This is a genomic window from Ruegeria sp. CE9 (assembly GCF_056537425.1).
In genome coordinates this window covers 1-13,730 of record NZ_JBQFRO010000021.1, presented here as the reverse complement: position 1 = coordinate 13,730, position 13,730 = coordinate 1, and the positions used below count along the sequence as shown (strand labels likewise).

14 protein-coding genes are annotated in these 13,730 nt (G+C 50.4%); 5 read left to right on the top strand and 9 right to left on the bottom strand.

What is annotated here, in order from left to right; genetic code table 11:
• Window positions 1-331: 331 nt before the first annotated feature.
• The 5 genes from ACR0B3_RS23210 to ACR0B3_RS23190 form a co-directional block, all read right to left on the bottom strand.
• Window positions 332-499, bottom strand: a complete 168-nt coding sequence (locus ACR0B3_RS23210) for a hypothetical protein (RefSeq protein WP_170648250.1) — start codon at window positions 497-499, stop codon at window positions 332-334.
• A gap of 1,393 nt (window positions 500-1,892) precedes the next feature.
• Window positions 1,893-2,153 carry a hypothetical protein gene (locus tag ACR0B3_RS23205; protein WP_480811134.1) on the bottom strand — a complete coding sequence of 87 codons (261 nt, stop codon included), beginning with the start codon at window positions 2,151-2,153 and terminating at the stop codon, window positions 1,893-1,895.
• Window positions 2,154-2,433: 280 nt separating this feature from the next.
• Window positions 2,434-5,976 (bottom strand): calcium-binding protein, encoded by a 3,543-nt coding sequence (locus ACR0B3_RS23200; RefSeq protein WP_480811133.1) that lies wholly within the window; start codon window positions 5,974-5,976, stop codon window positions 2,434-2,436.
• A gap of 67 nt (window positions 5,977-6,043) precedes the next feature.
• Window positions 6,044-6,880 (bottom strand): formylglycine-generating enzyme family protein, encoded by an 837-nt coding sequence (locus ACR0B3_RS23195; protein WP_480811135.1) that lies wholly within the window; start codon window positions 6,878-6,880, stop codon window positions 6,044-6,046.
• A 738-nt stretch (window positions 6,881-7,618) separates the two neighbouring features.
• A complete protein-coding gene (locus tag ACR0B3_RS23190; RefSeq protein ID WP_480811132.1) occupies window positions 7,619-7,837 on the bottom strand; it encodes a hypothetical protein in 219 nt (72 codons plus the stop codon).
• Window positions 7,838-8,644: 807 nt separating this feature from the next.
• Here ACR0B3_RS23190 and ACR0B3_RS23185 point away from each other — a divergent pair.
• Window positions 8,645-9,262: a hypothetical protein gene (locus tag ACR0B3_RS23185; RefSeq protein ID WP_480811131.1), complete on the top strand. Its 618-nt coding sequence runs from the start codon at window positions 8,645-8,647 to the stop codon at window positions 9,260-9,262.
• Window positions 9,263-9,544: 282 nt separating this feature from the next.
• Here ACR0B3_RS23185 and ACR0B3_RS23180 read toward each other — a convergent pair whose 3' ends face one another.
• The 4 genes from ACR0B3_RS23180 to ACR0B3_RS23165 all read right to left on the bottom strand — a co-directional run bounded on the left by ACR0B3_RS23180 (window position 9,545) and on the right by ACR0B3_RS23165 (window position 11,136).
• Window positions 9,545-9,850, bottom strand: coding sequence for an ArsR/SmtB family transcription factor (locus ACR0B3_RS23180; RefSeq protein WP_480811130.1), 306 nt, complete (start codon window positions 9,848-9,850; stop codon window positions 9,545-9,547).
• On the bottom strand, window positions 9,847-10,053 hold the full coding sequence (locus ACR0B3_RS23175) for a hypothetical protein (RefSeq protein WP_480811129.1): 207 nt from the start codon (window positions 10,051-10,053) through the stop codon (window positions 9,847-9,849). Before ACR0B3_RS23175 ends, ACR0B3_RS23180 begins: the two co-directional genes overlap by 4 nt.
• Window positions 10,054-10,369: 316 nt before the next feature.
• The gene (locus tag ACR0B3_RS23170; RefSeq protein WP_480811128.1) at window positions 10,370-10,903 is read right to left on the bottom strand and encodes a hypothetical protein; all 534 of its coding nucleotides are present in this window, start codon (window positions 10,901-10,903) and stop codon (window positions 10,370-10,372) included.
• Window positions 10,900-11,136 (bottom strand): transcriptional regulator, encoded by a 237-nt coding sequence (locus tag ACR0B3_RS23165; RefSeq protein ID WP_480811127.1) that lies wholly within the window; start codon window positions 11,134-11,136, stop codon window positions 10,900-10,902. The genes ACR0B3_RS23170 and ACR0B3_RS23165 overlap by 4 nt, the downstream gene beginning before the upstream one ends.
• Window positions 11,137-11,283: 147 nt before the next feature.
• Here ACR0B3_RS23165 and ACR0B3_RS23160 point away from each other — a divergent pair, with 147 nt between their 5' ends.
• From ACR0B3_RS23160 to ACR0B3_RS23145, 4 genes are all read left to right on the top strand, one after another.
• Entirely contained in the window at window positions 11,284-11,526 is a 243-nt protein-coding gene (locus ACR0B3_RS23160) for a hypothetical protein (RefSeq protein ID WP_480811126.1), read from the top strand.
• A complete protein-coding gene (locus tag ACR0B3_RS23155; RefSeq protein WP_480811125.1) occupies window positions 11,523-11,768 on the top strand; it encodes a hypothetical protein in 246 nt (81 codons plus the stop codon). The genes ACR0B3_RS23160 and ACR0B3_RS23155 overlap by 4 nt, the downstream gene beginning before the upstream one ends.
• A 58-nt stretch (window positions 11,769-11,826) precedes the next feature.
• Entirely contained in the window at window positions 11,827-12,330 is a 504-nt protein-coding gene (locus ACR0B3_RS23150) for a hypothetical protein (RefSeq protein WP_480811124.1), read from the top strand.
• A 100-nt stretch (window positions 12,331-12,430) separates the two neighbouring features.
• Window positions 12,431-13,657 carry a S1C family serine protease gene (locus ACR0B3_RS23145; protein ID WP_480811123.1) on the top strand — a complete coding sequence of 409 codons (1,227 nt, stop codon included), beginning with the start codon at window positions 12,431-12,433 and terminating at the stop codon, window positions 13,655-13,657.
• Window positions 13,658-13,730 lie beyond the last annotated feature (73 nt).

Here is a 13,730-nt window from a genome sequence, read left to right as displayed (position 1 = left end):
ACAATCTCTTCGGGCTTCGGTCGCTTGTTTGCCATTCGTGGTCCTCCGTTCCCTAAACATAACGGTGGACCAGTTCAGTTGGGGAGGCTCATTTGCGCATGTTGACTTTTGCCGACATTCGGCGGGCTGAAATTGCAGCCGGTTGTTGAAGAATGTTGAAACTCCAGAGATATCGGTATTCGTTCCACGGCGGCACAAATACCGGATGATCCGGCATTAGCCGCACAGGCTCCAAATCGCCCGTCAGGCGCATTAGCGGGGTTCGGACGCCCAACGGGCCGTCAATCGCCTGTATCGCGCCCACAGGCCCGCATATCGAGTCTGAGTGCGACTATCCCTGCAACACTGGTTCGGGAGTGTTTAGCTGTTCATACCGCTCAACAGCAGCCAGATATTCTACGAGTTGCTTACCTTCCTCGGTATCCGGTTCAGATCCCCACAGATACTCAATTTCTCGCAGGGCGGCACGGTATTCGGTCGGGGTGCGTACAGTGGTCATGGAAACACCTCAGAGCTTAAATCAATGTCCAGTGTCATACCTGAAGGCGAGCGATTCTGGTAGGAAGTTACCGTCGCAGAATTGCACCCGCTGCTACAAAGGCTTCATTGGGTACCAAAGAGAACTATCCAAACCCCGTAGAATGCGGGTCCAACTACTGCGCCAAGGAATACAAGCCCGACAATCACATATCTCGACCAAGATGGTTGTTTGTCAGAGTCAATGATTACATTCATCAACGCCCAACAGACACCTGCAAGCAGCGAAGTTGAGGCGGCAATAACGCAATACAGTTCAAGGATCGTTAGTTCAGATATGGTCATTTCCTAAGAATGCATCCCTACAGAAACAACTTGACCAAACTGAGTTAAACCGAACAAAAACACTCCGTTCATTCTAGGTTAACTTGCATTCGAACCGTCGTGCTCCTGGCTGGTTCTACCATAGGGCTAATTGTGCGTGTTGGATGACGAAGGCTTTGCAACAAAGCCATACGAGGGCGAGGATTGTTAACTGAATGTTAACGGTTTGTTTTTCACACATTAAACTGGGTTGTTGCAACTTGGCGCAGTCGCTGGTTCGAGGAAACGGCGGCACACCTCAGACGTGTGAAAATGAGAGGCAGTGTAACAAACCAAGTACTGAACGGCTCGGTTGCTGCGGCAGCGAAACTCCTTGGATTCAATGTGACCGTTAACCTCATCTGATGGTCATCGTACTGCTGTCGTGGCGAAACAGTCTCTTAACCTTCACTCTCACTGAAACAGCCGTGCTACATAACGCCCGGTTAAGCTTGGTGGGGCTGGCGCTACCCCCCGGCCAGCCCCACCAACCGACAAAATTTACACGAATATAGCATCTCCTGTGGCGAAGCTTGAAAACAGCATACACCAAGTAATTTCATCAGGTCGTCTGATTGTTAACCGCGTATTAACAGCTCGTTCTCTGCCCATTCAACAATACTCTGCATACTAAAGGAGACCCTCCTTTGGCACATCACTGCCAAAACTATTCATTTATTGAGGCTTGAGAATCCGATGTTGAACCTAGTCTTAACACTCTCAACAGCATCAATGGGGATTATGTTAGGGTTTCTAGCAAGCTTTGTTTTTGTATAATTACGTGTCGCACAATTCAAAATCCAAACACTCCACGACAGACAGTGCGATTACGAATGCGTTTAAACTGCGGAGAACGTGGTCAGATTATGATGCTGCTATGTGGGCAGCATGCGCACTTTTAGCGCTACACAATGACAAATCAGAGACGCTGAAAGCGTACCCGCACATTTGGGCCAGCAAGGTGAAATCAAATAGTTCAGAAAGAAATTGCACCGGTCGGACGTGAAATGGGCGGCCAGCGCCGCCCACAAAGAAACTCGATTCCGGTTGTGTTACCGTCCTTCGAACCTATCAAGCGCCGAAGGATAGTTTCTGTCGTTCCTCGAGCCGCCGTTTGTGCTCTTTGACGAACTGGTGCCGCCTGAGAAACTCCCGGCATTTGTCGTATCTGCACCGTTGCCCCAGCCGTTATCACCTTTCTTGGTTTCAGACGGTGGCTCAGGGTCATCAGTTTCTTCGACAGCTAATACAGGTGCGGAAAACGCTAACGACGCGGCCACAAAGCTGATGATAGTAAGTTTGGAATTTTTCATAATGTTTCCCCCAAAATGGTTCATTCTAAGGTGGTCGAAATTGGGACCACCGAACCTATGCTACCCGAACGAGATTGAACCAATTGAGAATGCGCCGTTCACCTAGGATTAACATTCTTCGGCATTCAATATTGAATGACCCGGCTTTTCTGAGTTTTTCGCAATTCCCCGAATAACCGATACCGACGACACGCCAACGCCGGTTAATACTGGCCCTGTTAAGACAGGTGGAAACAGGGCCGGTTGGCAGTTCGCAGGCGGGATAGCCTGCTGCGTCGCATCACACTATATGCAAGTCATCTATGCCCCAATAGTAGGCGGCATTCTGATTGACAATTGAGATAATGTTCTCTCCGTCGTCCAGCTCGCCAGCTACAAAGTCAATTGTGTGGCTATAAGTGCCGTTGTTTTGGCCTTGCGGCAGGTAGGAGTGATGCTGGCCGTTGATCCAAACTGCCATTTCGTCGTCTGTGTCCATGTCGAATACGGTAAGTGTGAGCTGTCGCGATGACCCATCATTGATGAAGCCGACATCCACCCGACCGTCGGGGTCGGTCAGGCCGTTCCATCCATTCCCGAACTGAAACTCATCCACTTCTCCAGCTTCCAGTATAGTTGATACTGAATCCCAATTCGCGTTGGCGAAATCATCAAGCACCTTGGCGTCGATTGCTGCAGATCCGAGGACTGTTCCGTCCGCAAATCCTATCGTGTCCACCTTGTAGTCCCAGTCGCTGTCGAAGTGCCGCTTAACGGTTACGGTTTCACCGTTGGAAAGCTCCATAATCAAATCGTTGCCAGCGCCACGCGAGAAGATGACGTCATCCGAATTTACGTCGTTGAACAGGAAGAAATCTGTCGCGGAGTTACTACCTGGATCATAATCCGTAATCGTGTAGCTACCATCTCCGAGCGAATGTAAGTAATTCTCAGCCAGTTCCGATCCAACAACGACGCCTGTCGCCTTCATATCTGACACGGTTTTGTCTCGGGTTTGCTGCGCGTTCAGAATAGTACCGTCAGCAAATCCAATCGTGTCTATCTTATAGTCCCAGTCCTTCTGGAAATGGTTTTTGACCGTGATTGCCTCACCATTGGCCAGGGTCATCACCAAGTCATTGCCGGTTCCATGGGAGAACACGACCCCGTCAGCGTTCAAGTCGTTGAATTTAAAAAGGTCAGTGGCCGAGTTGCTACCAGCATCGTAGTCTGTGACAGTATAGCTGCCATCACCAAGCGAATGAATGTAGTTTTCAGCTAACTCTGTACCAATCACTACCCCGGTGACTTTCATGTCCGCCACCCGTTTATCTCGGATAGCCTGACTATCCAGTAATTCGCCATCAGCAAAGATTATTTGCTCAATCTGCTCATCTAAGTCTCTGAGAAATTGATTGTAAATCCGTACGGTTTCACCATTGGACAACGTCATAACTAAGTCATTGCCGCTGGCTTGTGCAAAACTCACATCGACCGCATCTTGATCCGTAAAAGTCAGCGTATCCGTTCGATGGTTATTGTCCCAATCGTAAATTACATAGCTGCCATCGCCTAAAGCATGTTCATAGTTTTCAACAAGTCCTGACCCGCGCACAACCCCGCTGGATTTGGCTTCCGCAACTGTACGATCCCGCACGTTTTGAGCGTTTAGCGATACGCTATCTGAAAATGTAAAAGCATCGATTGCAAAATCACTGTCATCATCGAAGTGGTTTTTAATTGTGATGGCTTCACCATCGCCTACCGAAACAACTAAGTCGGTCCCCGTCCCTCTGATAAAGCCCACCTCGTCTGACGCAATATCTACGAACCGCAGTGTGTCTGTTCCGCTTTGAGCACCTGCATCATAGTCAGTGATGATGTCAGAACCGTCACCTAGGTAGTAGATGTATGTGTCAGAGTACTTTCCGCTCTGGATCGTGTCGTTCCCGCTACCACCCCAAATGGTGTTTCCGCCGTCTCCGCCTAAAATGACGTCATCTCCAGCATCACCATGGAATGTTGATGAACCACCGCTGTTCAGATTATCTGCGGCTACCGATCCAGCGAGAACCTGCCTCCCACCATAGTGCTCGATACCAACATACAATGCAGTGTGATTGTTTAACCCAGATTGCGCGGCTGCTGCGCTTAGAAGTGCACTATGTTCAGAGTTACTGTTGCCGAGGTCAACGCGGAGTAAGTCGAGAGCAAACAGGGCGTTTCCTGTAGTTATCGAGCCATTCTCGATGTATGTCTGCAACTCAGTCAGAACTGATGATACATCCGCCGTCAACGACCCTTCAGGGCCAAGCACAGTTTCAATAATCCCGTTGAACGCGCTCAAGGGATGTTCGTCAGCGGTTATTGTCCCAATCTTATCGCTGGCTCCCGCCGACTGTGCGATGAAGCGCAATGCAAATCTGCTCAAGAGTCCATCGTAAGCTATTTCGAGGTCTTCTCCCTGATTAACCCCGGGGCTTAAGTTTTCGCCATTGTCAAACCCGACTCCAACAAATCGTTCTATCAGCGTCAAATGACGCGCATCTACATTCGGTCCTCTGCTAGACGGATCGATATCGCCGACCCCTGTCCATTGAAAGAGATACGCTTCGAAATCACTATAAAAGCCGGTTACATCACCATTTTCTAGCTGTGAAATTAGGCTCCGACCTTGTGTGCGCAGATCCGCATCATGGGACAAAGCGACTATTGTTGATGCAATCTCACCAGAACCAGACAACACAGGAAGGATGAACGCATCTTCATGATACGAAAAGTCATCTGGGAGCAACGGAACAGAGCTTCCTGGGTCGGATTTGAAATAGGCATCAGCGACTGTGCCCGTTGTTCCATCTGCTCGGGTGAAGCTGCTTTCCCAAAGGACGTCGTTACCAGCCACCTGATAGTTGGTCGCTGTTGCGTTTACTGAGATTGAGGCAATGCCCGCGTCAACTAATCCACGTGTCTCGTCTTGCTGATTAACACCATCTCCATTTAGGTCTTGCCAAACTAACAAATCGGCAAAAACGGCATCACTTGCGTCTATGACGCCATCGCCGTTGTCGTCATGCTCCGCCAAAGCAAGGAATCCATGCGCATGACCCGTCTGGTCGCCAAAAAGTTCAGATCCGTTTTCAATCCAGCCGTCACCATCGACATCAAGTGCCAATAGCCCATCGTCCGCAGCCACCCAGCCCGTTGCCGCAGCGAACCCATTCGCGTTGAGGTCAAAAAAGACGGATGTCCCCTCGAGCGACGTGAGCTCAATCCCGTCGCCGTCCAAATCAAGTACTAACGGTGAATAAGCAGGGTTTGTAATTGGTTGTTTTATTGGGCCATCAGGGCGGTCGCAAGAATCTGGGAGCGCATCTCTAAGACTATTTGCGGCAGATTCAGCATTCTCTTCGAATGTGCCGATACCTTCCACCAGCGCTTCAGCAGCAACCCCAGCCGCTGCGGCTTTTGCAGGATCGGAGGTAAAGCGCCGCATGTCAGCTTCGACTTCAGTTCTTATGGTATCAGCCTCGTAGGTTGTCTTGGATCCGTCTGGTAGAGTAATCGTAACTTCGCTTCCACTAACCTTGATGGTCGATGACCCAAGTGTGATTCCACCAAGTTTAATCGCGACGCCGCCTTCGCCTGAAATTGTCGTACCAAACGGGTTTCCGCCCTTATCAAAACTTGTTTCACCACGCACCCGAGCGACACCCGGTATTTGGATGGACGCGCCTAGAATAAGAGTGTTCGACATCGCATTTGGCACACTCACATCCAAGTTTAGGAGAAGATTGATGCCCAATGCTCTGGCAATCGGGTTGAAACTGACCGGATCTGTGGTCAAGCCAAGAGAATAATAAGTTCCTGGGATTGGATGGTTTTCACAAGACACTAGGTTATAACTTTTTTTTCTATTTTTCTTTGAAAGACAATTGTCGCAAAACTCGAAAGCCAGCGACCGATGACCGACTGTCTGAATCGGGGCCTGCCCGCGCTCCTAATCTCGAATAGTCCATGCCTGCCGGATAAGCGCCGCCCTTTGACACACGCCGGTCACAGAAAGGGTTGAGTGCATTTCGAAGATGTTCGCTGGAGGTACGCCAACCCGGATGCCTATCGGTCCAACACGACATGGTCTGTTCGACAACATTGCCCGACATGTGTCGCAGGCCCCAACCATTTGCGGCATCCATCTCATCGACCGGTACGGGCTTGCCGCGTGAGATAAGGTCTGGGCGTTCTTCACCCAGCATGATTTCCGTCCCACTACCCAGAAAGTTCACCTGATCCGTCGTGACTTCTTCGCCTTGCGCAAACGGTGTTTGAGTTCCCGCTCTGGCCGCATATTCCCACTCGGCCTCGGTCGGCAAACGATATACATCTGCGCCAACTTTCTCATTCAACCAATTCGTGTAGAGAACCGCATCCTCGTATGAAACGGTTACGACAGGATGATTGCCCGTGATTTTTGCTCGTGGCGCTGCCTCTTGGAGTACATAGTCTCGGGGGTGGTATCCGCCACAACCGCCGTCCTCGACACAGGCCATCCACTGGTCATAGGTGACCTCATTACGTCCCATGGCCACAGGTAAATCGACTTCGACCTGATGCAACGGGCCTTCGTGATGCGCAATGTATGGATCTTCGGGGGTAACGTAGCGAATCTCCCCCTCTCCCCAATGGACGTTCAGACGCGATTCTCCTGGAGGACCGCCCATGACGAATTCACCTAGCGGCAATACAATCATCTCAGGACAAACATCGCACTCCTGAAACACCTGCAATTCAGACACTTCGGTTCCATCTTGCAATGTATACTGAGCTTGCGCAGTTGTAGCCAAAGCCCAACACGCACTGAATAGAATGACCACTTTCATTTGAGCAAACATATAACCTGTTGTGTTATATCAAACTTCTTAAGGTATGATTGAACAATTAATGCGCCAAGCACCTTCAGGTTGCAATGACAAATATGCCCAGCGTTATCAATTCATCAATTGTGCGCGCATGTTCTTCGCTGTGGTTAACGCCCCCACAATCTGCCAAGCTGTCTTTACCGGGCCAACTGTTCACACCAGTTTATACAATGTTCAAGTGCGTCTAGGCCGAATTGCCAATCCATAGTTCGGGGCAGCCCGACACTTGAAAAACTATCATGGTATTCAAGTCGCCGAATCGTCTGGCTAATCTAGCCACCGGCATAAAGTTACGGCTGGCTGTAAAAGGTGACGGGCAATCACCTTTCAGCACATTCCCAAGCAAATACATGCGGTTGCCCATTTAAAAATGGGGTGGGCTAAATACGGAATATCCCGCAATAGGTGGTCGGGTGTTGGTGGCATTAGCTGGAACTGCCAGTTCCACCAAGAAGCCGCCTGCCTTTCGAACTACTGCGAGAAATCTCACGACGTCGTGAAAATCTAGGGGCACATCAGATCCGAATACCCTCAGCCAGATTGAGCCTATTCGCGTCCGGTTAAAGTGGTTCAACCTACGCCGGTATTCGCTTTATGCCACTTGGCAACTTCCTCACAAAATGGCCCCAGATGATAACCGGAAACAACAGGATCACTTGCGCCACTTGGGGTAAATTCACAGTATCCGTTTTCATCCTCGGTATAGGTACCGATTACCTCGCCATCTTTGTTGGTGACGTCACCGCTATCTGACGGATATCCCTCAAGAGTCACATGGTAATGATCCATCAATCGCCTTCCCTGCCACTACGGTTTGTGTCGCAACTTGCAACACTATTCTCTGCCAGCCAATCCGTGCCTGATTGAATGTATCAGTTCTGCCGTTTTGGATTTCGCTTTCAAAATCGCCCGAGTCAGCTTGTCAACCAGTCAGCTTGTAACCTTGTCAGCGTGTTGTTTCATTTCTGCGCCTTCTGGACCATAGCAGAGGGAGCCTGAGTGAGGGAAAGAGGCATAGGACGACCAGCCCTAGCGCTTGGCTAGAGTTAGTCCCGCTGCCTTGCTGTACCATAGCGTCGGTCGCCGTCGGTCAGTCAGAGGCCCGTTGGTCGCAGAGGGGAAACGCCGCCGGTCGATTGCTACTTGCGAAAGCCTTCCCTGGCTTCCGGCAACCCCGCTTCAATCTTTCGGACTGCGGTTGGGATTTGGTTGCGCCCATTGGTATCCCGTTACGCCTTGCCGCCAACGTCTGTGAACCACCCAACAAGGTATCATTCAGATACACCGTGAATCTGCGTTTGTCCAGCATACGTTCCGCTTTTGGACTCCCTATGTTGCGCAATAATTCTGCTTGTGCTAATGCTTGCCATGTGAACCACTACCCGTCCCACGGGTCCGCCCTGCACCGGTTGCGCCCGGTGTGGGGCTTTCTATTGGGTCTCTCCAAGTTTGGGGACAGTGCAAGCCGGATCACTGTGCACAGATTGAACAATAGCATGCCTTCTGACGGTCGTTCGCAATCGTATTGATTTGCACAACCTGTGGGTGCAACAATACTTCCATTATTAACGGAGACGGTTCTTGGGTCGAATTGGAATGGGCGAGGTTTGGCTCGCACTCTTATTTCTTGCGATTTTGTTATTTGCTTTGCTTCACTACGTTCAACCAGTTCGTGTGCAGGACGCTGACGCAAAAGTGGCTAACGCACTTGAATTGAGCTACGCGGGATCGAGGTTCGACCAATTCGAGGTCTCTGTGGAGCAATGCGAAATCAGAATATATCGCAAAGATACCAAGGCATGTGAAAACGGATCAACACTACAGGCTTTCAGCACATACATAGACCTTCGCCATCACGAAGCGGAGATTGGCGGCATCAGCAAGTCCGATGGTGATATGTGGTCAATTTTTGTGAATTGGAAGCCGGTTGGCGATTGGGAAACCCAAACGGAAGAAATAAAAAAAGAGGCTGAAGCACACCTTGAGGCTGCTAGGACGAAGTATGGACCTGGACAGGCGGCAGCAATTGCGGCCAGCGAAACCCTTTCTCAGTCATACGACACCAGTGACTTTCACTCGCTTGGGACGACTGAGTATTGTCCCGCCGGACTGAGTGTAGGGCCGTTCACCAGAGCCTATAAACTTGTTGGTTATGACGCTGAGGAACTAAAGCGTTCAATCCAAGCGTTGATGAATGAGTGTCGAGCTCGCTAGTTCATGGTCGGACAAAACCGTTCAAACAGCGCTGTTTAGCAGTTAGCGGATTTAGCAGGTAGGCCGTCAGATATGGAGAGCCCTGATTCAAGGCCCCCAAATACTAGGGAAAACTAGTATCTTGGGGACAGCAGGTCACAGGGATTTCTGCGCAGTACGCGCGCGTGTGACTGTTACCGAATGCCGGGTTTCCCCTCTGATGGAAATCGCTAGGCTCGGTCATATCTCGGGTAAAAAGAACCCGACCCAATGCGGGCCGGGTAAGTCTCCGAGGTAATTCGCCTAACTGCTCTGCCAGTCTCTGAAAAACAGTTTATCCAGCAACTTGAGAACTGGGCGCACCCGTTCGTCGCAGAGTTTGTAGTACATGTAATGACCATCGCGCCTCGCAACTATCATGCCCTCAAGCCGCAAACGAGCGATGTTTTGGGAAACCGATGCTTGGCGAACCGACAAAGCGTCAACCAATTCACCAACAGATTTCTCACCTTCGGCAAGTAGGTAAAGAATGTGCAATCGTCCATCGTGGGCGAAGGCTTTCAGAAATTCAGAAGCCTCGCTTATGGTATCTGAGGTGCGTGTTTTCATCGGTTTGTCGTAGAAAGACGGTCTCGCGTCTTGAGCTTTTCGGCCCAGATGTCGGCATGTTCCTGCAATAACACCGAGCGCTTGTCATAAAGCGCCGTGAGTTGACAGCCCGCCCACATTGCCATGCTCTTTTCCTGGTCGTTGGCAGCCAGCTCGTACGCATGGACAACGACTGATTGGGCGGTTGCGGGAACGAACTTCATCTGGGACTCACCTTGTTACTTATTCACTGTACTCAAACACCATAGCTGTCCGCAGTAAGTGAAATTGGGCACTCAAGAGACGTTCTAGCGGCAGAAATCTAAAAAACTGCCATTGGCGCAATTCGTAAAAGGCGGAGGGTAAAGAAAAGAGGCGCACCCACCACAAGCGGGCCCCAGGATCAGAGAGACAGTAAAAATTCAGCGTTCTCAAATACACCAACGCTGACTCGTTAATGTACCCAATATGCGTGTTTCCACTGGGTCCGTCAGTGATGCGGGTTACACTAGTGGCACGAAATTGAGATGGTCATTTTGCTTAGAAGCAGTTGGCAACTTTGTCCCGTTCGGCACGAAGGTCTTCACCGAATGCTGTGTATAGTTCGAGATAGGGGCTCACCGCCTTATTGTCAGATACATAGCTGCGAAACTCGGGCAGGCTTGGATGGCCACTCAAGGATGCCTGCAGCTCATCAAAACGCTCAATCGACGACAAGTTATCCGGATTTGCTTCAAGCCACTTGGTCATGTCGGTGTCACTCCAGGTGAAGGCCCACAAGTCGTCAGGAACGGATAGTCGGCTGGGTTCCTCGTTCCACAGCCACGCGATCCGGGAAAGGCGCATTTCAAAATTTATCTTGGAAACATCCGCACCTAGCTGCGCGACATCTGCGAATTCTGGACGTTCAGCGGACACCAGCTCAGCGAAGTCGTCTTGAAACATTAGTTTGCGATTAAGCTCTTCTTTGAGTGCAGCTTGTAAACATGTCCAATCGGGATTTGCCAACAACATGCTTGGCGCTATCGACGCACCGAGCATGGAGAATAGTAGCAATTTAACCAGACGCTTCATTGCGAGCCCTTCTTAACCAGTACCACCCCAACCCCATTGGACGTATCGCCTTCATCCAGGAATTGGATGCCTCGGGCCTCAAGTGTGAGGCGCAAATGTTGAACGGTGGAGGCTTTGCCCTCACCCTTATCGACCTTATTCAAGGTATTTCGATGCAGCCCGGTCATTTCAGCTAAGTCTGGATTGCTTAGACCGAGTGCGGATTTTGCCATTTTGAACTGCTCTGGTGACATCGTTGCCCCATTTTTGTGCCATTAGCACTTTTTTAGTGTTGACAGCATGTGCTGTGATTACTAAATATATGCTATCAGCACAAATTACGCAGCACAACGCTCAATCGTTGCGGCTGCCATTTGAAGCTACCCAAGGAGGAAACAGCAATGACTGAACAACGCGCCAGCGCGAACGGAGAAGTTGTATCTTATCCCAGAAAGAGCTGCACCCGCGCTGAATTGCAGCAAGAGGCACTAATCGTTGAGTGCCTGCTGGACGCTGCCACCGCACTAATTGGTGGCAATGACGGTCAGGAACATATGGTTGAAGTCATGGCTATGGCGCAGGAGCGAGCAAACAAGCTCAACATAGCCTTGGACACAGTCAGCGAACCGGAGTTGACATCATGATTAACGCATCTGGGCTTTATGAAAGTCAAATCGAGCAAACTGCTGAGGGCAACTGTTACGCAATCTTCAATCTTTGCCGCGTCGGGATTGCGGCTAGCGATTCCGCGATGAACATCGACCTCGCTAATAAAGGTGGCTACGACGCTCTACTTGAAGCGATTGCGGCGTTGGCAGCAGATGCGATTGAACGAATTGAAACCTCTGGAAGGGCCCCCAAGGCTGTACCTGAAAAGGCAGCCTGAATGAAATTTAAGCTGGGCGCGGCATTTTCCGCGCCCGTTTTCATTTGTGAGATTTGATATGAGTTATTACACCGTCAACAGGCACTGGTCGGATCAGTTCCTGCCAGAGATTAAGAGCATCATCGGCAGCCACATTATACAAGCTGCCCCAGATCCTTTGGACCATTTTCAAGCCACTGACCTATTGATGCTGGATGCAAAAGACATGCGAATAGCTGCCAGGGTCAGGCGACATGGGTACGCCAGCAGATATCCGCATCAGTTCACCATCAGAGCCAAGCTGCCGACCGGGGCTGAAACTGAACTGTCCAAGATTGTGAACGGCCATGGAGACTGGATGTTCTACGGTCATGCAGGGCCAGACGGGCGGACTATCCTGAATTGGTGGTTGATAGACCTACGGGCCTTCAGAGCGGCGCTGATCCGGCACAGGACAGCAGGAGCGTTCTTGCATATGGGCGACAAGCGCAATGCTGATGGAACTTGTTTCAAGTGGTTCGACATCCGTTCGTTTCCGAAGGAGCCGCCATTAGTAGTAGCTCAAGGCTCCAGCAACGTTTGAACCCTCATCTAAGATAGATACCAATCACAACCGTCCTAGAAATGCCTGTTTCTGCGTGTAAACTGAAGCCTACGAAAACATGCAGTATGTTGAGTTTTAAATGAGTATTTTGCGAAGTCTGATTGCAATAATTGTCCTTGCCGGTGCGATTCTTCCTTCTATTTCGCGTTCACAAGATTTTGAGGCGTTGCTGCAGGGGTTTGATGCGAGCAATCTCAGCTACGAGGACAAGCGGTTTCTACAGACTGCACTTGCATTTGAGGGTCACTATCATGGCCTGTTAGATGGAGCGTGGGGCAAAATCAGCAATCGAGCGCTAGACAACTATTCTCGCGATGTGTTCGAAACAGCACCCGAAGACTGGCACATGGCGTTCCTGGCGTGGACCCTATTCGAGCGTATCTCTCAAGATGGTTGGGACATCCAGTACTTTGAGGGCTTGGGTTTGTCTTTCCTTTGGCCTGTAGACACGATTCGTCGCGAAGCTGATTCCGACTACTTTTTGAACTATCGTCACTCCAGCAGCAGCTTTTCCATTTCTGTTGGTATTCATTCGGTCGAAACCGCACAGAGTCTTCACGATTTTACAGTTCAATCTCATCAGTTGGGTAATGATCCTTATACGGTTAGAAAAAACGACCTCGCCGTTTCGTCAGCGACAAAAAGAGACGGCTCCACACTTTATACGAGGTCGGATTTCGTAAATGGGGGTTGGTCAACAGTGATGCTGTCTGCGAGCGAACGAGACGGCCACATTTTAGGAGCAGTGGCCTCTAGTATTTCAAAGGGCCGCGCCAATCCACTGGATATTTCAAACAACGGCAAACTTGACAGGGTCATACAACAAGTGGTCGCTGCGCTCGAAGAGGCGGACGAACCAACTTATGAAGATCCGGAGGAATCCAGCCCGGATGGCCAGGGAAGTGCGGGAACTGGCTTTATTGTTTCGAGGGCAGGACACGTTCTCACCAACCAACATGTCATAGACGGGTGCACACACATATTCATTGATGAAAGACCTGCAACTATAGTCAATTCATCCGAAGAGTACGACCTAGCACTACTTAAGTACGACGCGCCGAGGGAAAGGGGGGTCGCCGTTTTTTCAGCCAGTCCTGCAAGACTAAATTCAGACGTAACTGCAGTTGGTTACCCTTATGCGGGGTTCCTCGGAGGGCTCAACGTCACTCGCGGTTCTGTCTCTTCTTTGAAGGGCATAGGTGGCGACCTGAGCACCATGCAAATTACAAGCCCCATTCAAAGCGGCAACTCAGGTGGCCCTTTACTTGCATCCGACGGTGAAGTGGTTGTGAGCCTCCCCAACTGAACTGGTCCACCGTTATGTTTAGGGAACGGAGGACCACGAATGGCAAACAAGCGACCGAAGCCCGAAGAGATTG